General features: G+C 66.4%; 18 protein-coding genes and 1 riboswitch. Of the genes, 8 read left to right on the forward strand and 10 right to left on the reverse strand.

Annotated elements, in window-relative coordinates:
* Positions 1-68 precede the first annotated feature (68 nt).
* The 7 genes from SAS01S_RS12900 to hisG form a co-directional block, all read right to left on the reverse strand.
* Complete coding sequence (locus tag SAS01S_RS12900; RefSeq protein ID WP_066808755.1) at positions 69-2,036, reverse strand: alpha/beta hydrolase family protein; 1,968 nt, start codon at positions 2,034-2,036, stop codon at positions 69-71.
* 134 nt (positions 2,037-2,170) lie between these two features.
* Positions 2,171-4,285, reverse strand: coding sequence for a sodium-translocating pyrophosphatase (locus tag SAS01S_RS12905; protein WP_066808758.1), 2,115 nt, complete (start codon positions 4,283-4,285; stop codon positions 2,171-2,173).
* A gap of 114 nt (positions 4,286-4,399) precedes the next feature.
* Complete coding sequence (thiL, locus tag SAS01S_RS12910) at positions 4,400-5,293, reverse strand: thiamine-phosphate kinase (protein ID WP_066808761.1); 894 nt, start codon at positions 5,291-5,293, stop codon at positions 4,400-4,402.
* 10 nt (positions 5,294-5,303) lie between these two features.
* Positions 5,304-5,480 carry a DUF4169 family protein gene (locus SAS01S_RS22200; RefSeq protein ID WP_084238954.1) on the reverse strand — a complete coding sequence of 59 codons (177 nt, stop codon included), beginning with the start codon at positions 5,478-5,480 and terminating at the stop codon, positions 5,304-5,306.
* Between the two features lie 12 nt (positions 5,481-5,492).
* Positions 5,493-5,963 carry a transcription antitermination factor NusB gene (gene nusB / locus SAS01S_RS12915; RefSeq protein WP_066808763.1) on the reverse strand — a complete coding sequence of 157 codons (471 nt, stop codon included), beginning with the start codon at positions 5,961-5,963 and terminating at the stop codon, positions 5,493-5,495.
* A 49-nt stretch (positions 5,964-6,012) separates the two neighbouring features.
* On the reverse strand, positions 6,013-7,299 hold the full coding sequence (gene hisD, locus SAS01S_RS12920) for a histidinol dehydrogenase (protein ID WP_066808765.1): 1,287 nt from the start codon (positions 7,297-7,299) through the stop codon (positions 6,013-6,015).
* Positions 7,296-7,958 carry an ATP phosphoribosyltransferase gene (gene hisG, locus SAS01S_RS12925; RefSeq protein WP_066808767.1) on the reverse strand — a complete coding sequence of 221 codons (663 nt, stop codon included), beginning with the start codon at positions 7,956-7,958 and terminating at the stop codon, positions 7,296-7,298. The genes hisD and hisG overlap by 4 nt, the downstream gene beginning before the upstream one ends.
* Before the next feature lie 164 nt (positions 7,959-8,122).
* Between hisG and SAS01S_RS12930 the strand changes: the two genes are divergently transcribed.
* From SAS01S_RS12930 to SAS01S_RS12955, 6 genes are all read left to right on the forward strand, one after another.
* On the forward strand, positions 8,123-9,226 hold the full coding sequence (locus tag SAS01S_RS12930; RefSeq protein WP_066808769.1) for a DUF2332 domain-containing protein: 1,104 nt from the start codon (positions 8,123-8,125) through the stop codon (positions 9,224-9,226).
* 26 nt (positions 9,227-9,252) lie between these two features.
* Positions 9,253-9,852: a methylated-DNA--[protein]-cysteine S-methyltransferase gene (locus SAS01S_RS12935; RefSeq protein WP_245656899.1), complete on the forward strand. Its 600-nt coding sequence runs from the start codon at positions 9,253-9,255 to the stop codon at positions 9,850-9,852.
* Positions 9,853-9,954: 102 nt separating this feature from the next.
* A riboswitch (cobalamin riboswitch) is annotated at positions 9,955-10,144 on the forward strand.
* Positions 10,145-10,271: 127 nt separating this feature from the next.
* Positions 10,272-12,236 (forward strand): TonB-dependent receptor plug domain-containing protein, encoded by a 1,965-nt coding sequence (locus SAS01S_RS12940; RefSeq protein ID WP_066808771.1) that lies wholly within the window; start codon positions 10,272-10,274, stop codon positions 12,234-12,236.
* On the forward strand, positions 12,233-13,045 hold the full coding sequence (locus SAS01S_RS12945; RefSeq protein WP_066808773.1) for an ABC transporter substrate-binding protein: 813 nt from the start codon (positions 12,233-12,235) through the stop codon (positions 13,043-13,045). Before SAS01S_RS12940 ends, SAS01S_RS12945 begins: the two co-directional genes overlap by 4 nt.
* Positions 13,042-14,013, forward strand: a complete 972-nt coding sequence (locus tag SAS01S_RS12950) for a FecCD family ABC transporter permease (RefSeq protein ID WP_066808782.1) — start codon at positions 13,042-13,044, stop codon at positions 14,011-14,013. The genes SAS01S_RS12945 and SAS01S_RS12950 overlap by 4 nt, the downstream gene beginning before the upstream one ends.
* Positions 14,004-14,774, forward strand: coding sequence for an ABC transporter ATP-binding protein (locus SAS01S_RS12955; protein ID WP_066808785.1), 771 nt, complete (start codon positions 14,004-14,006; stop codon positions 14,772-14,774). The genes SAS01S_RS12950 and SAS01S_RS12955 overlap by 10 nt, the downstream gene beginning before the upstream one ends.
* Here the strand turns inward: SAS01S_RS12955 and SAS01S_RS12960 are convergent.
* Positions 14,766-15,635 (reverse strand): LysR family transcriptional regulator, encoded by an 870-nt coding sequence (locus tag SAS01S_RS12960; RefSeq protein ID WP_066808787.1) that lies wholly within the window; start codon positions 15,633-15,635, stop codon positions 14,766-14,768. The two genes, SAS01S_RS12955 and SAS01S_RS12960, sit on opposite strands and share 9 nt — an antisense overlap.
* A gap of 123 nt (positions 15,636-15,758) precedes the next feature.
* On the opposite strand from SAS01S_RS12960, the gene SAS01S_RS12965 reads away from it, so the two are divergent.
* Complete coding sequence (locus SAS01S_RS12965) at positions 15,759-17,282, forward strand: CoA-acylating methylmalonate-semialdehyde dehydrogenase (protein ID WP_066808795.1); 1,524 nt, start codon at positions 15,759-15,761, stop codon at positions 17,280-17,282.
* Here SAS01S_RS12965 and SAS01S_RS12970 read toward each other — a convergent pair.
* Both SAS01S_RS12970 and SAS01S_RS12975 read right to left on the reverse strand, forming a co-directional pair.
* Positions 17,263-18,048: a sterol desaturase family protein gene (locus SAS01S_RS12970; protein ID WP_066808797.1), complete on the reverse strand. Its 786-nt coding sequence runs from the start codon at positions 18,046-18,048 to the stop codon at positions 17,263-17,265. The genes SAS01S_RS12965 and SAS01S_RS12970 overlap by 20 nt on opposite strands.
* Positions 18,049-18,141: 93 nt before the next feature.
* Positions 18,142-19,191 carry an AraC family transcriptional regulator gene (locus tag SAS01S_RS12975; RefSeq protein WP_066808800.1) on the reverse strand — a complete coding sequence of 350 codons (1,050 nt, stop codon included), beginning with the start codon at positions 19,189-19,191 and terminating at the stop codon, positions 18,142-18,144.
* Positions 19,192-19,265: 74 nt separating this feature from the next.
* Between SAS01S_RS12975 and SAS01S_RS12980 the strand changes: the two genes are divergently transcribed.
* Positions 19,266-20,411 carry an acyl-CoA dehydrogenase family protein gene (locus tag SAS01S_RS12980; protein WP_066808802.1) on the forward strand — a complete coding sequence of 382 codons (1,146 nt, stop codon included), beginning with the start codon at positions 19,266-19,268 and terminating at the stop codon, positions 20,409-20,411.
* Positions 20,412-20,502 lie beyond the last annotated feature (91 nt).

Raw genomic sequence — 20,502 nt, forward strand, 5'->3', positions numbered from 1 at the left:
TCGATTAGTGGTCGATTAATAACCCAGATCCGGTGGCGGGCAATATATTGCCGACGCCGGATATACCGTCATGACGGATTGTATTTGGCCAGGAACGTCTCGAGTTCCTCCAGGAACTGCAAGCGGTCGGCCTGCCGCGTGAAATGATGGTCGCCTAGAGGCTGCTCGACATAGCGATAGGTCGCGCCGGCCGCTTTCAGCCTCTCGACCATTTCGCGCGATTGCTTGACCGGCACGACCTGGTCGGCCTTGCCGTGCATGATCAGGATCGGCGTCGAGAAATCGGCGGCGAAGTTGATCGGCGATACCCCCTTCAGGTCGGGCGCCTGCCTGCGCAGATAATCCTTGTCGCGGCCGCCGTTGAGAAACGATCCGTCGTAGCGCAGCATCGCCGTCATGTCGGACACGCCGGCAAAGGACACCGCGCAGCGATAGACGCCCTTGTCGCGCTGCGCTGCGCGGAACGCGGCATAACCGCCATAGGAAGCACCGACGATGCACACGCGCTTGGGATCTGCGATCCCCTGTTTCGCCGCCCAGCCGACCGCGTCGACCAGGTCGTCCTGCATCTTCAGGCCCCATTGGCCCTCGCCAAGCTTGTTGAACTTGGTGCCGAAGCCGGTCGAGCCGCGATAATTGGGCTGCAGCACCGCGTAACCGCGGCTCGCCAGGAACTGCACCCACCAATCCCATGCCTCGTCGTCCCGAACCGCCGGGCCGCCATGCGGCATCAAGATCAGCGGCAGATTCTTCGCCTCGCGCCCCTTGGGCAAGGTCAGTACCGCGGACATTTCGGTGCCGTCGCGGGCGGTGTAGCGGACGGTCTTGACCGGGGCATAAGTCTTGGTGCCGAGCGTCGCGTTGATCGTCGCGAAGACCGACATGCGGCCGTCGGCTGGTCGGTAGAGATAATAGGCTCCGGCGCTGTCGGCCGCGCCGATATGCACGATCAACACGCTCAGATCGTTGCTCCACGACACGATGTCGGGCCACAGATTAGGAACCGCTTTGTCGAGATCGGCCTGGACCTGGGCCAACGTAGGGTCGAGCCACTTCGTGTGCGTCCGCGTGTCGGTATATTGGAATCCCATCATCTTGGTGCCGGTGGGATCGAGAAATGGCCCGTCGACGTCATAGCCGGGCGCATCGAAGACCTTGCTGCCGATCCTCATCGTGTCGAGATCGAAATCGTAGACCGCGTCGAACCCATCGGCATCGTCGATCGCGATCGCCTTGCCCGATTGCGGCAGGATCAATGCCGGCAAGGTGCCGAGCGTGCTGCCTTTGCCGGTCGCGCGAGCGATCGTTTTCAGCGAGCCGCCGGCCTGCGTGCGGTACAGCGTCCGGTACGACCGCCGGTCGTCGTCATAGGCGATGCCCATCCTGACCGTTCCGGCAGTGTCGGCATACCAGTTCATCACATTCGTCATCGAGCTCTGGACGATCTTGCTCTTGCCGGTCGAGACGTCGAAGTCGCGCACCTGCGGCCAGAAATTCTCGTCCATATAGATCGAGTTCTGCATCGCGATCAGGGCGTGGGGGCTGCCGTCGCGCGCGATCCACAATATATCGGCGCCGTTCTGGCCGGTCGTCGGCGTCGCCAGGACGTTGATCTTCGCGCCATCGGCCCGGACGCCGAACGCGCGGCTGACATACCAGCTGTCGCCCTGAACCGGCTGCATCTCTCCGGCGCGGAGCAACAGCCAGTCATTGTTGACCCATTTCCAGCTCGTCAGCTCGAAATCGCCCGGATCGAGCAATTTGAGTTTGGAGGTGTCGGCGAGCGGGATGATCGCCAGCCGCATCTTGCCCTGGACCGCGATCCGTGCGGCGATGCGGGTACCATCGGGCGACAGCGACGGCGCCTCGATGAACGGCAATTGCGCGAAGGCGGCGGCGGGAGGCGGGCCGGCGTTGGCCGGGCCAGACTTCGCCTCCGGTGCCGGTGCGGCCGGCTTGGCGTCTTGCGCCGACACCGCGGTGATCGCCGGAAACAATGCGGCCGCCGCCGCTATCGAAACCATACGCCCGAACATGGCTTTCCCCCAGTACCCCAGGACCAAGTCTAGCAATGAAAAAGGGGCAGACAAGCTGCCCCTGATCCAATTTTATGTCTGATAAAAACGATCTGTTCCCATCCGGCGCTATGGCCGGATGGGAATATATTCGCTTAGCCGGCGCCGTGCGCGGCCAGTGCCGCAAGCAGCAGTAGCGCAACGATGTTGGTGATCTTGATCATCGGGTTGACCGCCGGGCCGGCCGTATCCTTGTACGGATCGCCCACCGTGTCGCCGGTGACCGCGGCCTTATGGGCTTCGGAGCCCTTGCCGCCGTAATTGCCGTCTTCGATATACTTCTTGGCATTGTCCCAGGCGCCGCCGCCCGAGGTCATCGAGATGGCGACGAACAGGCCGGAAACGATCACGCCGAGCAACATCGCCCCGACGGTGGCAAAGCCCTCTTCGCGATTGGCGACCGCCTGGATGACGAAGAACACCACCACCGGGCTCAACACCGGCAGCAGCGACGGGATGATCATTTCCTTGATCGCCGCCTTGGTCACGATGTCGACGGTGCGACCGTAATTGGGACGGCTGGTCCCTTCCATGATCCCCTTGTCGGCGGCGAACTGCGCGCGAACGTCCTCGACCACCGATCCCGCCGCCCGGCCGACCGCGGTCATGCCGAACGCGCCGAACAGATAGGGGAGCAGCGCGCCGAGCAGCAACCCGACGATGACATAGGGATTGCTCAGCTCGAAGTTGATCTTGCCGATACCGAGCTGGGTGGCATAGCGATCGAGGTCGGTCGTATAGGCGCCAAACAGCACCAAAGCGGCGAGCGCCGCCGAGCCGATCGCATATCCCTTGGTCACTGCCTTGGTAGTGTTGCCCACAGCATCGAGCGCATCGGTACGATGCCGCACGTCGTCGGGCAGCCCCGCCATTTCGGCGATGCCGCCGGCATTGTCGGTGACCGGGCCATAAGCGTCGAGCGCGACCACCATGCCGGCAAGCGCGAGCAGCGAGGTGGCTGCGAACGCCACGCCGATGATCCCCGCCAGCTGGTACGTCGCGATCACCGCGACGACGATGACGAGCGTCGGCAGCGCGGTCGACTCAAGGCTGATCGCCAGCCCCTGGATGACGTTGGTGCCGTGGCCGGTGGTCGACGCCTTGGCGATCGACTTGACCGGGCGGTAGTTGGTGCCGGTGTAATATTCGGTGATCCACACCAGCAGGCCGGTCACGGCCAGACCGATCAGCATGCAATAGAAGATCGACATGCCGGTGAAGCTCTTGTCGCCCGCCGTGCCGATCGCGGCGTTGAGATCGCCGAGCACCCACTTTTCTGCGCCGAAGATGGCGAATGCCGAGAGCACGACAGTGGTCCAGAACCCCTTGTACAGCGCCCCCATGATCGACTCGCCCTTGCCGAGCCGGACGAAATAGGTGCCGATGATCGAGGTGATGATGCACACGCCGCCGACGATCAGCGGCAGGGCCATCAGCGCGAACAGATTGGGCGCATCGGCCAGCAAGAGCGCGATCGATACCATGGTCAGGCCGATCGTCACGACATAGGTCTCGAACAGATCGGCCGCCATGCCGGCGCAATCGCCGACATTGTCGCCGACATTGTCCGCGATCGTCGCCGGGTTGCGGGGATCGTCCTCGGGGATGCCCGCCTCGACCTTGCCGACCAGGTCGGCGCCGACATCGGCGGCCTTGGTGAAGATACCGCCGCCAAGACGCGCGAAGATCGAGATCAACGAAGCGCCGAAGGCCAAAGCGGTCAGCGCGGCGACGATCTCATGATCGCCCGGCTGCAGATGCTTGACCCCGGTCAAATACCAGAAGATGCCGGCGATCGAGAGCAAGCCAAGGCCCGCCACCAGCATGCCGGTGATCGCGCCCGAGCGGAACGCCAGCGTCAATCCGCCCTGAAGCGAGGTGCGCGCGGCTTCTGCGGTGCGCACATTGGCGCGCACCGAGATGTTCATGCCGATGAACCCGGCCAGACCCGACAGCACCGCGCCGATCAGGAACGTCACGGTCGACAAGGCGCCAAGCGTGAAGAACAGGATCACGGCGACGATGACGCCGACGATCGCGATGGTGGTGTATTGGCGGCTGAGATAAGCCTTGGCGCCTTCCTGAATGGCGGCGGCGATATCCTGCATCTTTTCGTTGCCGGCCGGCGCGCGGAGCACCTGCTGGCTGGTGATGAAGCCATAGACTACGGCGATCAGGCCGCAGACGATGGCCGCATAGACAATCGTCATTCCTCTTCCCCTATTAGACACGTCGCGCCGAATGGCGCGCGCGAACTTTCCCGAAGGTGGGCAGGAGGTATAAGGAGGGATCGAGCGAGCGCAAGCGCCCACCGACCCTCGCCGTCAGTGCTGAAAACCGAGGTTGGCCGGGAGCGGGACGGAGGCGCCCTGCCATGTTAGCGCGATCCCGCTGCCGGCGGCAAAACGGCCGACGGATAATGCGCCGACGGGGGGCTCGTCGCCCTTGGGCAGCGCGAACAGCAATTCGTAATCGTCACCCGCGGTCGCCGCGGCGAGGTGAGCGGCGAGGCCGGCGCCCGCGTAAGCGAGATATTCCGCCGATAGCGGTATGGCAGCCAGTTCGACGGTGACCGCCAGCCCCGAGGCCGCGGCCATGCGGCCGGCATCGATCAACAATCCGTCCGACACGTCCATCATCGCGTGGACGAGCGGGGCCAGCCGGAATCCCTCGGCGAGACGCGGTGTGGGGCGGCGGTAGCGAGCGAGCAGGGCTTGCGGGCCCGGCGTGCCCTGCGCGACCCGCAAGCCTGCGCCGGCATCGCCGATCGTCCCCGTCACCCAAAGCTCGTCCCCCGCTCGCGCGCCCGAGCGTAAGGGCGCGGGCGCGTCGCGCCCGATCGCGGTCAGCGTCAGTACGCGCGGCGCATTCGCGGGAAGCGACACGGTGTCCCCGCCGATCAGCGCACAGCCGAACGTGTCGAGCGCCGCGCGCAGGCCATCGAGGAATGCACGATCCCATGCGTCGCTCGACAGCGGATAATTGAGCAGCACGCCCTCGATCCGCGCACCCTTGGCGGCGAGGTCGGACAAATTCACCGCGATCAGCTTCCAGGCGACGTCGCCGGGCGGATCGTCGGGCAGGAAATGGACGCCCTCGACGATCGTGTCGGTGGTGACGGTCAATCCGCCGATCGTCGCATTATCGTCGCGCAGGTCATGCGCTCCGGGGTGGAGCGGAAGCTTGCGCAGTGCGGCGATGAAATCGACTTCGTTCACGCGCGCTGCTTCATCGCTCGCGCTTCACGCCGTCCAGCTCGCGGGTGCGCCGCTCGACCTCTGCCTTGGCGGCCTGCTTCTCGGCCTTGGCTCGCCCGTGTGCGACGCGGTTCGCGGCGGCGGTCGCCTGGGCCTCGCCGCGCGCTTTCGCCTTGCGGGCGCGGTTGAGGTTGATGATCTCCGCCATCCGCGCCGCCGGTCAGGCCCGCGCGCGCTTGGCGACGCCGTCCAGGATGCCGTTGACGAAGCCCTTTTCGCGGCGTTCGTAAAAAGCGTCGGTGACGTCGAGATATTCGTTGATCACCGTGCCGACCGCGACGTCCTTGCGCGCGAGCAATTCATAGGTCCCGGCGCGCAGGATCGCCTTCATCAATTTGTCGAGCCGCTCGATCTTCCAGTCGGCGGTGACATTGGCCGAGATCAACGCATCGATCTCGTCGATCCGCGCCAGCGCGCCGGTCACCAGATCGTCGAAGAAATCGACATCGGCATCGGCATATTCGGCGTCCTCGATCGTCGCGCCGAGGCGATGCTGATGGAATTCGTGGAGCAGCGAGACCACGGCCGTCCCGTCCATATCGTGCTGATAGAGCGCCTGGGTCGCGGCGAGCCGCGCGGCGGAACGCGCCTTGGACCGGCCGGCGGTGCGAGAAGTAGCATGAGTCGTCATTGCGGTGCCTTTAGACCGTTCGGCGGGCGATTGTCGAAGGGAAGGGGATTCAGCGCAGTCGCAGCGCGACCGAGCGGGCGTGAGCGGGCAGACCTTCGGCCTCGGCCAAGGTGACCGCGGCAGGGCCGATCGCGGCGAGCGAGGCCGGATCGAGCGAGAGGAAACTGGTGCGCTTCATGAAGTCGAGCACCGACAATCCGCTCGAAAAGCGGGCACGGCGGCCGGTTGGCAAGACGTGATTGGGCCCGGCGACGTAATCGCCGACCGCTTCGGGCGTATAGCGGCCGATGAACACCGATCCGGCATGCTTCACCAAGTCGAACAGCGCATCGGCCTCGTCGCAGGCGAGCTCGAGATGCTCGGGCGCCAGCCGATTGACCAGCGGCATCGCCTCGACCAGGTCGGCGGTGACGATGATCGCACCGTTCGCGTCCCAGCTCGCGCGCGCCACCTTGGCGGTCGAGAGTTCACCGATCTGGAGGTCGACCGTCTCGGCGACCGCGCGGGCAAGCGCAGCGTCGTCGGTGAACAGGATCGACTGGCTCGACGGGTCGTGCTCGGCCTGGCTCAACAGATCGGCGGCGATCCATTGGGGGTCGTTCTTGCTGTCGGCGACGACGACGATTTCGCTCGGCCCGGCGACCATGTCGATCCCGACCACGCCGTAAAGCTGGCGCTTGGCCTCAGCGACCCAGGCATTGCCGGGCCCACACACCACGTCGACCGGCGCGATGCGGCCGGTACCGTAGGCCAGCGCGGCGACGGCTTGTGCTCCGCCGATTCGCCAGACCTCGTCGACCCCGGCGATATGCGCGGCGGCGAGCACCAAAGGATTGACCTCGCCATTGGGCGTGGGCGTGACCATCACCAGCCGCTCGACGCCCGCGACCTTGGCCGGAATCGCGTTCATCAGCACCGAGCTGGGATAGGCAGCGCGCCCGCCGGGGACGTAGATCCCCGCCGCGTCGACCCCGCGCCACCGCGCGCCGAGCCGCGCGCCGACCGCGTCGATCTCGTCGCGATCCTCTGGCTTCTGCTTGATATGATAAGCAGCGATCCGCTCGGCGGCGAGTTCGAGCGCTTCGCGCAACTCGGGTGCCAGCGCTTCGTGCGCGGCGAGCCATTCGGCGCGTTCGATCCGCCAGCCGGTCTCGTTGAGATCGTGATGGTCGAACTTGCGGGTGAAGGCGTGAACGGCTGCGTCGCCTTCGTCGCGCACGCTGGCGACGATGGTGCGCACGTCGCGCGCGACGTCGCTATCGGCTTCGCGCCGCGCGTTGACCAAAGCCTGGAACTGGCGCTCGAAGCCGGGCTCGGAAGTGGAGAGTTTGATCACGCGGCGGCTTCCTGCGCGACTGCGCGCCGAAACGCGTCCACCAATGGCACCAGTTCCGGTCGGGTCTTGAACGCGGCGCGGTTGACGATCAGACGGCTGGTCACCTCGGCGATCACCTCGACCTCGACCAGGCCGTTCTCCTTGAGCGTGCGGCCCGACGAGACGAGGTCGACGATGCGCGGCGCGAGGCCCAAGGTCGGCGCCAATTCCATAGCGCCGTTCAGCTTGACGCACTCGGCCTGCACCCCGCGCGCCTCGAAATGGCGCTGCGTCACGTGCGGATATTTGGTCGCGACACGGACGTGGCTCCATCCCCGGGGATCGTCGGCCGCGGCCATTTCGGCGGGTTCGGCGACCGACAGCCGGCAATGGCCGATGCCGAGATCGACCGGTGCGTAGAGTTCGGGATAGTCGAATTCGGCCAACACGTCCGAGCCGACGATGCCGATCTGCGCGGCGCCATGCGCGACGAAAGTGGCGACGTCGAACGCGCGGACGCGGATTAGGTCGATGCCGGGATGGTTGGTCGAAAACCGCAGCGCGCGGCTGTCCTCGTCGGAGAATGCCGCCTCGGGCTCGACGCCGGCGCGCACGAGCAGCGGCACGGCTTCCGACAGGATACGACCCTTGGGGACGGCAATGACTAGGGGTTGCGCCATGGCGGGGCTTTACTTGTGCACCTGCGAAGGCGCAATGCACCCTGGTGGCTCCGCTTTCAGCGGCCTGCCGCGCCGGCGCGCTTCCCCGCCCGACCCTCCGAAGGACAGCAATCTATGGAGGGTCGCGCGGGATAGCGCGCCGGCACTATGTGCAAGGAGGCGGTATGGCCGACGAGGCGGGCAATCGCGAAGCGTTCCGGATCCAGGAATTCTATTGCCGCAACATGGACGCGCCGATCTACGCCCGGCTGTGCACCGCGATTGCCGATGGCCTGACTCGCGACAGCCGCACCGGCGCCCGAATCCTCGACTGGCCCGGTGAGCCGACCCGCGACGCTTTGCCGCTGCGTTTCATTGGCGGCCTGCACGCGCTGGTCCAGGCGGGCGCCGATCCCGGCCTGGCGGCGGTGTTCCAGGGCGAGACGAGCGATAGCGATGCAATAGCCGCGGCCGTGAACGCCGCGCTCGTCACGCACGACGATGTTCTGTGGCCGTGGCTCGACGGGCCGCCGCAGACCAACGAGCCCGGGCGATCCGGCGCGCTGATCGTCGGGCTGCTCGAGGTCGCGCGGCGTTATGGGCCGAAAATCGAATTGCTCGAGATCGGGTCCAGCGCTGGGCTCAACCTGCTGATCGACCGCTATGCCTTCGATCTCTGCGGCGTGCTGGTAGGTCCGGCCGATGCGACCGTGACGATCACCCCCGACTGGCGCGGGCTGCCGCCGGCGCCGACGCCGATCGACATCGTCTCAGTGCGCGGCTGCGACATCCGCCCGCTCGACGCCACCGATCCCGCGGTCGAGGCGCGGCTGGCCGCCTATGTCTGGGCCGAAACGCCGCTGCGCGCCGAACGACTGCGACAGGCGATCGCGATGCAGCGCGCCAAGCCGGTCGACCTGGTTCAGTCCGATGCCGCCGACTGGATCGAGGCGCGCCTCGTCGAACCGCAGGAGGCAGGCGTGACGCGCGTGCTGATGCATTCGGTGGTGTGGCAATATCTGCCCGAGGACAGCGCCAACCGCATCCGCGCGGCGATGAACGCGGCGGGCGAGCGCGCCACGCTCGACCGCCCGCTCGCCTGGGTGATGATGGAGCCCGACCGCGCCTTCGCGCATCAGGTGATCCGCGTGAAGAGCTGGCCCGGTCATGACCAATGGCACGTAGTCGCGACCGCGCATGCGCACGGGGCGTGGGTCAAGAATGGCGTCGAGGATGAGGACAAGCGCCGCTACGACCTGCCCGAATCGGCCAAGGTCGAAGCCGGGTAAACTATCGAACAACGTGGCTCATGCGGATGGTTGATTTGAACGATCGGGTCGCCGATCTTGCAATCATGGCTACGCTTCATCGCTATCGCGTCTTCGAAACCGCGCACGGCATCGCCGCGATCGCGTGGAGCGGCGACGCGGTCACCGCCTTTCGCCTGCCCGGGGAGACCGCCCGCGACGCGGAATGGTCGTTGCTCCGCCGCTTGCCCGATGCCGTTGCGGGTGACCCGCCGCCGGCGATCGCCGCAGTGATCGCCGATGCGATCCGCTATTTCGCCGGCGAGCCGGTCGATTTCGACGCGGTCGCGATCGATCTCGGCGAACAAGAACCGTTCTTCGCGCAGGTCTATCACCGCGTGCGGGCGATCGGCCGTGGCGAGACGATGACCTATGGCGCGGTCGCCCGGGACTTGGGCGCAGGGCCGGAAGCGGCGCGCGCGGTCGGCCAAGCGATGGCGCGCAATCCGATTCCGTTGATCGTGCCGTGCCACCGCGTGCTCGCCGCGGGCAGCAGGGTCCATGGTTTCTCGGCACCCGGCGGCGCGCTAGCCAAGGTCCGCATGCTCGAGATCGAAGGCGTCGCGACCGAGCCGCCGCCTGCTGCACAGACCGCGTTCGAATTCTGAAAGCGCTTATTTGTTTCAGCAAAGCTGAAACGGGAGCGGGCCGGTGCCGTCACAGCGAAGCTGAAAAGGACACACCGCTTGCGCTTTGCCGCGCTGCGGCATAGACGCCGCGCCGTGACGGGTTCCCCGCAAGGGGAAGCAAAAGGGAAGTCCGGTCGAGATGCCGGCGCTGCCCCCGCAACTGTGACCGGAGAGCGGTCGCCCCAATAATGCCACTGGCTGCAAGGTCGGGAAGGCGGGGCGGACGCGATGACCCGGAAGCCAGGAGACCTGCCCGCCACGGTCGATCCTTTGCGCGGACGGGGTGTGCCGCGCGAACGAGGGACTTCCCTCGCGTGAGCGACATGAACCGGGCCGTAAGGTCCGGGTGTCGCGTTCAGGCGCCCGGACTCCGCGGCCCCACCAAAGGGGCATGTCCAATGTTGAAGTTTTCCGTTCTCGCGAGCTCGGCCTTTGCCGCGATCGCCATCGCCGCGCCGGCCTGGGCGCAAGAAACGCCAGCGAATAATGACGATCAGAGCGTCGTCATCGCAGATAGCGTCACCCGAACCGACATCATCGTGACCGCGACTGGTGTGCCTCAGGCGCCCGAGACGATCGGCCAGGCAGTGACCGTGATCGACCGCCAGACGATCGAGCAGCGCCAGACCGTCGCCTTGTCGGACCTGCTCGCGACGACGCCGGGCGTGACTGTGTCGCGCAACGGCGGGCTGGGCGGATTGACCGCCGTCCGCATCCGCGGCGCGGAGGGTGAGCAGACCTTGACCCTGATCGACGGCGTGCGCGTAAACGATCCCACGTCGCCTGGCGGCGCGTTCGATTTCGCCAATCTGCTCACAGGGTCGATCGACCGCGTCGAGGTGCTGCGCGGGCCGAATTCGGTGCCATGGGGCAGCCAGGCGATCGGCGGCGTCGTCAACGTCATCACGATGCAGCCCGAAGAAGGGCTGCAGGCGCGCGCCAATGTCGAATATGGTCGGTACGACAGCTGGTTCGCCAATGGCGGGATTTCGGGATCGAGCGGGATCGTGTCGGGCGCGCTCAACGCCGGCTATCTCAAGACCGATGGATTCTCCGCGGCGGCGGCCGGCAAGGAGCCCGACGGGTATCGCCAATACGGCGCGACGGGGCGGCTGGAGATCGCGCTAGCCAGCAACGTGAAGCTGGATCTGCGGGGCTATTATGCCGACAGCCGCGGCGACATCGACGGCTATGCGGCGCCTTTCTTCGTCCTGGGAGACACGCCGCAATATTCGACGACCAAGGAATTCTACGGTTATGCGGGGCTCAGCGCCGATTTCCTCGACGGACGATTCCACAATCGCGTCGCGTTCACGTTGGCCGACATCAACCGCGACAATTTCGTCGCGCCGGGCGCCGCGGCGCCGTCGTCGCTCTATCGCGGACGCAGCCAGCGCTACGAATATCAAGGCGATTTCCGCGTGATCGATGCCGTGCGCGTGGTCGCCGGCGCGGAATATGAGGAAACGCGCTATCGCGACAGCACGATATCGCACGCGACGCGCAATACGACCGGCATCTATGGCGAGGTGATCGTCACTCCGATCGACCGGCTCACCGCGACCGGCGGGGTGCGCTATGTCGATGATTCGAAGTTCGGCCACCATTGGGTATGGGGGGCGAATGCGGCGTACACGCTGCCGACCAACACCACGTTGCGGGCGAGCTATGCCGAGGGGTTCAAGGCGCCGACGCTCTTCCAGCTCAACGCGCCCTTCTACGGCAATCAGGAGCTCCAGCCCGAAACCGCGCAGAGCTATGATGTCGGAATCGAGCAGAAGCTGCTCGGAAACAAGATCGTCGCCAGCCTGACATGGTTCCATCGCATCACGACGAGCCAGATCGATTTCCACTCCTGCACGGCGGGCGAGATCGCCAATGCCGCGTCGCGTTGCTACCAGCAGCTGTTCGGCGGTTACTATTTCAATATGGACCGCACCCGCGCCCAGGGCGTGGAATTCGCGCTGGACGTGCGGCCGACCGACCGGCTGTCGCTCAACGCCAGCTACAGCTTCATCGATGCGAAGGATCGGACGCCGGGCGCGGCGACTTTCGATCAGCCGCTGTTGCGTCGCCCCCGTCAGGCGCTCAGCGCCTCGATCGACTGGCGCACGCCGATCGATCTCAGCGTGGGTGCGACGGTACAGAATGTCGGCGCCACGGCCGATTTCGACAGCTTCGGCTCTATCGTGGCGCTGAAGAATTACACCTTGCTCGGCTTGCGCGCCGAGATGCCGATCGGCAAGTATTTCTCGGTCTATGGCCGCGTCGATAATCTCTTCGATGAACGATATGCATTGGCCGCCGAATACGGCACGCCGGGCCGGTCGGTCTATGGCGGCGTCCGCTTGAAGTTCAATTGAAGCCATTGATCGCCTTGATCGCCTTGGGGCTGGCGGGGTGCGCGAGCGCGCAGCCCGCCAGCACCGGGGGGATCGTCTCGACCAATCCGTGTTCGGACCAATTGCTGCTCGCGCTGGCGCCGGGCAAGGTCACGGCGATCAGCCATTATTCGCAGGAGCCGGGCGCGACCTCGATCCCGCTCGGGCTCGCGCGGCGCTATCGCGCCACCGCGGGGACGGCCGAGGAAGTGATTGCGCTCAAGCCCGATCTGGTGGTGGCGTCGAGCTTCACCCCCAAGACGACGCTCGCGGCTTATCGCCGCGCCGGGCTCAAGGTGCTGACGCTCGATTCGCCGACCAATGTCGCCGCCAGCCGCGACCAGATTCGCAGTGTCGCTGCAGCGGTGGGGGAACCCGCGGCGGGCGAGCGGCTGATCGCGCGCATCGATCGCGCCGTGGCCAACGCCGCGCCGCGTGACGGCCGCCGGCCGGCGACCTTGCTCTATATTTCCGACAGCTTCGCCAATGCCGGCCCCAGCCTGTTGACCGAGATGGTCGGGCTCGCCGGGCTGGGCGACGCCAGCAAGGATTTCGGGCTCGCTTTTTCGGGCAACGTGCCGATCGAGAGCCTGGTCGGACATCCGCCCCAGATCGTGATCGACCCCGACCCCGATGGCCGTACCGCGTCGCTGCGCCGTCGCGTGCTCGGCATGGCGGGCTATCAGGTGATCGAGGAGCGGTTTCCGCGCCAATTGGTCAATTGCGGCGGACCGACCATCATTCCCGCGTTGCGCGCGCTCGCCGCGATCCGGTCGCGGGCGCTGTCATGAACCGCGCGCTTCGCCTTGGGCTGCTCGCGCTGATTACCGCGGCCTTGTTCGCGCTGTCGCTGATGGCGGGCAAGCAATGGATCCCGCTCGACGCTTGGTTCGGCCACGATCCACGCTGGGCGATCATCGCCGAACTGCGCATCCCGCGCGCGGTTCTGGGCGTGCTGCTCGGCGCGGCGCTCGGCCTGTCCGGCGCGGTGCTGCAAGGCTATCTCAGGAACCCGCTCGCCGATCCAACGGTGATCGGCGTATCGTCTTGCGCGGCACTAGGGGCAGTCGCCTCGATCGTGCTGGGATTCGGTGCCGGCTGGCTGGGCCAGTTCGGCTGGGCGATGGCGGGGGCGGGCGGTGCGATGGCGCTGCTCGCGATGCTCACCGCACGCGCCGAGACGCCGGTGGTGTTCGTGCTCGCCGGCACCGTGCTCGCCAGCCTGGCCGGGGCGCTGACCGCATTCCTGATCTCGATCGCGCCGAATCCCTATGCGATTGCCGAGGCGATCGACTGGCTGATGGGCGCGCTGACCGATCGCGGGCCCGACGATGTCATGATGGCGGCGCCGTTCATCGGCGCAGGCGTGCTGCTCATGCTGTTCACCGGCCCTGCGCTCGACGCGCTGGCGCTGGGCGAGGACACCGCGCGCTCGCTCGGCGCCAATCTCGGCCGGTTGCGGTGGCAAGTGGTGATCGGGACCGGGCTGGCGGTCGGGGCGGGAGTCGCGGTGACCGGCGTGGTCGGGTTCGTCGGGCTGGTCGTCCCGCATCTGTTGCGGCCGGTGTTCGGTGCCAAACCCTCGGCGTTGCTGGTGCCGAGCGCGCTCGGTGGCGCCGCGCTGACGCTCGCCGCCGACAGCCTGTGCCGCCTCGCACCGGGCGCGGGCGAGGTGCGGCTGGGCGTCGCCATGGCGCTGATCGGCGCGCCTTTCTTCCTGGGGTTGCTGTTCCGCGAGGGGGCCAGGCAATGGCGTTGATGCTGGACCGCGTCACGCTCGACCTGCGCGGGCGGCGCGTACTGACCGATGTCAGCGCTGCGTTCGCCACCGGCCGCATCACCGTGATCCTGGGGCCTAATGGCGCCGGCAAGACCAGCCTGTTGCGCGCCGCCGCCGGGCTGATCGCCCCGAGCGCGGGCAAGATAGCGATCGACGGGCGCGCGATCGCCGCGATGTCCCGCGCGGAGCTCGCGCGGACGATCGGCTACCTGCCGCAATCGGGCGACGTCGCCTGGAACATGCCCGCGCGCGACGTCGTGGCGCTCGGCCGCTTGCCGCATCGTGCCAGTGCGGCGGACGATATCGCCGCCGAGCTTGCGGCAATGGCGGCGACCGATACCGAGCAATTCGCCGAACGCCGCGTCGGCGAATTGTCAGGCGGCGAGCGCGCGCGCGTGCTGTTGGCGCGCGTGCTGGCGGGCGAGCCGCAATGGCTGTTGGCCGACGAGCCGCTGGCGAGCCTCGATCCCGCGCATCAGCTCGACTTGCTCGACCGACTGCGCGGCCAGGCGGCGCGCGGCGTCGGTGTGGTCGTCGTCCTGCACGACCTGGTCCAGGCCGCGCGTGTCGCGGACGAGATCGTGATGCTGCGCGACGGGCGTGTGTTCGCGTCCGGGCCTCCTGCCGAGGTGCTGACCCAGCAGCATCTCCGCGACGCTTTCGGCGTCGACATATTGCTCGTCGCGGATGCCCAGGGGCGGATGCTGCCCGTCGCCGCGGGCCGCATCGAGTCAGCCTAGACCGCCTCCGATCGACTCCAGCCAGCCGCAGACGGCCTGGATGCGCGAGGCCGAATGCGTGTCCTGATGCGTCACCAGCCAGAAGGTGCGATGCACCGCGACCGCGTCCTCCAGCACCGGCTCCAGCCGGGGATTGTGGCGCGCGATGAAGTCGGGAAGCACCGCGATCCCGGCGCCGGCCGAGACCAAAGCATGCTGGACGTTGATACTGGTGCTCCGGACCTGCGGCGCCAGACCGGGCTCGATCTCCGAGAGATAATCGAGTTCCGGCGCGTAGATATGTTCGGGAACATAGCCGACCAGCACGTGCTTGCCGAGATCGCCGTTGGACCGGGGCCGGCCGTGCCGATCGAGATAGGAAGACGTGGCATAGAGCCGCAGCCGATAGCGGGCGAACTCGCTGGCGCGGAGTTGCGCGCTGCGCGGACGGGCGAGCATGATCGCGATATCGGCCTCCCGCTTCGACGGGTTGAGGAAGCCGGACGCGGTGATGAGGTCGAGCCGGATGCGCGGATGACTCGCCTGGAAAGGCGCGATCGCGGGCGCGACCACCCAGGTCGCAAGGCCCTCCGCCACGCTCACCCGAACATGGCCGGCAGGCGCCAGGTCGCTCGCGGGCGCGATTGCGGCGATCACCGCGGCTTCGACCGTCTCGGCATGCGCGAGCAGCGCCTCGCCCTCTTCGGTCAGCCGGCGTTCGCCGCCGATCGATTCGAATAGGGGGCGCTCGACCCGCGCCGCCAATCGGGCAAGCCGCCGGCCGACGGTGGTGGCATCGACGCCCAGCGACCGCGCCGCCGGCGCGATCCGCCTCGATCGCGCGACGGCGAGAAAGATACGCAGGTCATCCCAATTCTGCATCGCCCAGCCTCGAATAAGGGACACTGCATTTTTGCATGTTCATTTGGCAATTAAGTAGCCTTGCATGCGAATTTGCCTAGTGAAATAGAGCATCGAGCCGAACGAGGCCCAGGAGAGTTGACCATGCGCACCATCGACCATTTCATCGCGGGCTCTGCCGGCGGTGGCGCTACTCGTACCAGCCCTGCGGGCGAAGCCCGATTTGGCGACGTGTTCGACCCCAATACCGGGCAGGTTCAGGCCAAGGTAAACCTCGGCGCGCAAGCCGATCTCGACCGCGCGGTTGCCGCCGCGCAGGCCGCGCAGCCGGCCTGGGCGATGACCAATCCCCAGCGCCGCGCGCGCGTGATGTTCAACTTCAAGGCTCTGGTCGAAAAGAACATGGACGAACTCGCCCATCTGCTCTCGTCCGAACACGGCAAGGTGATCGCCGATTCGAAGGGCGACATCCAGCGCGGGCTCGAAGTGGTCGAGTTCGCCTGCGGTATTCCGCATGTGCTCAAGGGCGAATATACCCAGGGCGCGGGTCCCGGCATCGACGTCTATTCGATGCGCCAGCCGGTCGGCATCGGCGTCGGCATCACGCCGTTCAATTTCCCCGCGATGATCCCCTTGTGGATGGGCGCCGTCGCGACCGCGTGCGGCAATGCCTTCATCCTCAAACCTTCGGAGCGCGACCCGTCGGTGCCGGTGCGCCTCGCCGAGTTGATGCGCGAAGCTGGCATGCCGGAAGGCATCTTCCAGGTCGTGCACGGCGACAAGGAAATGGTCGACGCGATCCTCGATCATCCGGCGATCGCGGCGGTCAGCTTCGTCGGCTCGTCCGACATCGCGCATTACGTCTATAATCGCGGCGTCGCCGCCGGAAAGCGCGTCCAGGCGATGGGCGGCGCCAAGAACCACGGCATCGTCATGCCCGATGCCGATCTCGATCAGGTCGTTGCCGATCTCTCGGGCGCCGCGTTCGGCTCGGCCGGCGAGCGCTGCATGGCGCTGCCGGTTGTCGTCCCGGTCGGCGACAAGACCGCCGAGGCACTCAAGGCCAAGTTGATCCCCGCGATCGCGGCGCTGCGCGTCGGCGTGTCGACCGACAATGACGCGCATTACGGCCCGGTGGTCAACGCCGCGCACAAGCAGCGGGTGGAAAACTGGATCCAGACCGGAGTCGACGAAGGCGCCGAGCTGGTCGTCGACGGCCGCGGCTTCCAGCTCCAGGGGAATGAAGAAGGGTTCTTCATCGGCCCGTCCTTGTTCGACCACGTCACTCCCGACATGCAGTCGTACAAGGAGGAGATTTTCGGGCCGGTGCTGCAGATCGTCCGCGCACCCGATTTCGAAACCGCGCTCAAGCTGCCGAGCGATCATCAATACGGCAACGGCGTCGCGATCTTCACCCGCAACGGCCACGCCGCGCGCGAATTCGCCGCGCGGGTCAATGTCGGCATGGTCGGGATCAACGTGCCGATCCCGGTGCCGGTCGCCTATCACACCTTCGGCGGCTGGAAGCGCTCGGCGTTCGGCGACACCAACCAGCACGGCATGGAAGGCGTCAAGTTCTGGACCAAGGTCAAGACGATCACCCAGCGCTGGCCGGACGGCGGGGTCGGCGACGGTGCCAACGCCTTCGTCATCCCGACGATGGGGTAAGGGCGGGGCGGTCGGTGACGATCGCCTCGAACTTCTCATGATAGCGCGGGTGCTCCGTCCCCATCATCCGGTCCCACCAAGTGAAGTAGAGGCCGAAATTGTGCCGGCCCTCGCTATGGTGGAGGTCGTGGTGCGTAGTGGTGGTCAGCCATCCGGTCCAGCGGCTGCGGGTGAAGCCCGACCAGGCAAGCTCATGGCCCGAATGGCCGATCACGTTGCGGATGATCTGGTGGAGCAGGAAAGCCAGCACGACCAAAGCGTGGAACGGCACGATCAACAGGAACAGCGGCAGGAAGGCGGCTTCGAATGCCGCCTCGATGGGCGCGAAGCTGTAGGCGGCCCAGGGCGTCGGCGTGCGCGACATGTGATGTGTCATATGCGCGCGGCGGAACAGCGCCTTCAGGTGCAACGCGCGGTGCATCCAGTAGAAATAGGCGTCGTGCGCGATGACCACCGCGACGAACTCGACGCCCGCGAGCCAGATCGGCGGCGCGGCCATCGAGACATGGATGATCCCCATCCGCGCCAGCGCGATCGTCAGCATGGTGGAGGCGGCGAAGGTCACCATCGTGATCAGCGAATTGATCACCTCGTGCTGCCAATCGGCGAAATCGGGCGTCCGAAGCTGGATGCGTCGGCTCTCCGTCCAGCGCGCGCCCAGCCACAGGACCAGGGTCACGCCGCCCGCCGCGGCCAGATAGCGGGTCAGTTCGATCATATAGCCTTGTGCGCCGCCCATGATGAGCGTTCGGATCGAGTCGGTCATACCAAGCTCCCGTCAAATGATGCGGGCTATCTGGCCGATCGGGTGCAGGTGGTCGCGGCAACGCCGGAAAAAGCCGGTCGATTCCGGAATCGATCAGCTATTTTCGAAACCGCCCAATGCCGCGCGGCGCCAGTCGGTAGGGGTCTGGCCGGTGGTGTCGCGGAATGCGCGGTTGAACGGCGCCAGGCTGCCATAGCCCAGGTCCATCGCGATGGTGAGCACCGGCAGCGCGACCTTGGCTGGGTCGCCGAGCCACGCCTGGGCATCGGCGATGCGGTGCGAATTGAGGAAATCGGAAAAGTTGCGATAACCCAGCCGCTGGTTGATCAGCGCGCGCAGGCGATGCTCGGGCACGCCGAGCTTGGCAGCGAGGACGCCGATCGACAGCCCGGGCTCGCGATAGACATGGCCGGCCATCGCTGCATCGAGCTTCTGCTTGAGCACATTGTCGGCCGGCGCCAGGCTCGGCTGCGGTTGGGGAGGGGCCTCGGCATCGAACAGCAGATCGGCATCGCTCGACAACAGCACCGCGCCAAACGCCAGCACCGCGATCAGGGTGCTGCCCGATTGCAGGAGCATCAGCCAGGGGATGGTGGCGTAGCCGACGATGGTCTCGACCACGACGACCGCGAGCGTCTGCAACCCCACGACGATCACGAAACCGGTGCGGAACGCGCGGCGCCGCTCGATCAAATCGTCGCCTCGTTCGGTGATCGCGATCCAGATAGCATGGACGCAGAGCGCGAAGGCGAGCGCATGCTGTGTCACGTCGGCCGTCACCGGCATGCGATGCGTCCAGTAAACCGCCGCGAGGAAATTGATCCAGCAGGCGAGCGTGGTAGCAATGGCGATCGCCAGCGGCCGCCGTTCGATGCGGCGTTCGAAGATCAGGTGGGCGAATACCCACAAAGCGAGCGGCGAGCTCTGCGAGCCGAGCTGGACGACCGGCCAGATCCGCATGCTGCGCACGTCGATCACTGGCGCGACGTCGGCCAGATAAGCCGCGACGCACAGCAGCAGCAGCACGGTCGCCCAGCGGATCGGGCGCGGCGCACGTCCGCGGCCGATCACCAGCGCGATCAACATCAGCTGCCCTGCCGACAGCAGGCGCAGCGCGGTATCGATGAGCAGCATCCGCGTCATTGCTCACGCGTTATGGCTTCGCCCTGACCGCGGGTCTATGGCCCTCTCCACACCGTCCAGACGAGACTTTCCGCATGACCAACCAGTTCGACCTGACCGACGACCAGCGCGAGATCCAGGACCTCGCGCGCAAGTTCACTGCCGATCGCATCACGCCGTTCGCAGCGGAATGGGACGAGAAGCGCCATTATCCGGTCGATGTCTGGAAAGCGGCGGGCGAGCTCGGCTTCGGCGCGATCTATGTCGCCGAGGAATCGGGCGGGATCGGGCTCGGCCGGCTCGAGGCGGCGCTGATCATGGAGGCGATGGCCTATGGCTGCCCCGCGACCAGCGCCTATATCTCGATCCACAATATGGCGACCTGGATGATCGACCGGTTCGGCGATCAGGCGATCAAGGACCGCTTCCTTCCCGGCCTCGTCAGCATGGACAAGATCGCCAGCTATTGCCTGACCGAGCCGGGTTCGGGGTCGGACGCCGCCGCGCTCAAGACAAGCGCCAAGCGGGACGGCGATCATTATGTGCTCAACGGCACCAAGCAGTTCATTTCGGGCGCCGGTTATAACGACATCTATGTCTGCATGGTCCGCACGGGCGAGGAAAAGTCGAAGGGCATTTCCTGTCTGGTGGTCGAGAAGGACACGCCCGGTTTGTCGTTCGGCGCGCCGGAGCGGAAGCTCGGCTGGAATGCCTCGCCGACCGCGCAGGTGATCTTCGAGGATTGCCGGGTGCCGATCGAGAACCGCGTCGGTGCCGAAGGTGACGGGTTCCGCTTCGCCATGGCCGGGCTGGATGGCGGACGGCTCAATATCGGCGCCTGTTCGCTCGGTGGGGCGCAGCGCTGCCTTGATGAGTCGATCAACTATACCAAGGAACGCCAGCAGTTCGGCACGCCGGTCGCCGATTTCCAGAACACCCAGTTCACGCTTGCTGACATGGCGACCGACCTCGAGGCGGCGCGGGCGCTGCTCTATATGGCGGCGGCCAAGGTGACCGCCAATGCCCCGGACAAATCGCGTTTCTCTGCGATGGCGAAGCGGCTGGCGACCGATAACGGCAGCTCGATCGTCGACCGCGCGCTCCAGTTGCACGGCGGCTACGGCTATCTGATGGACTATCCGATCGAGCGCTTCTGGCGCGATTTGCGCGTGCATTCGATCCTGGAAGGGACGAATCAGGTCATGCGGATGATCGTCGGCCGGGATTTGACGCGGCAATGAGGGGGGAAGCGATTTTCCCCTCTCCCTTTGGGAGAGGGGCAAGCCGCGTAGCGGCGCGGGGTGAGGGCAGGGCGCGAACCGCTGGCTGCCC

The sequence above is a fragment of the Sphingomonas asaccharolytica NBRC 15499 genome, assembly GCF_001598355.1.
GTDB lineage: Bacteria > Pseudomonadota > Alphaproteobacteria > Sphingomonadales > Sphingomonadaceae > Sphingomonas > Sphingomonas asaccharolytica.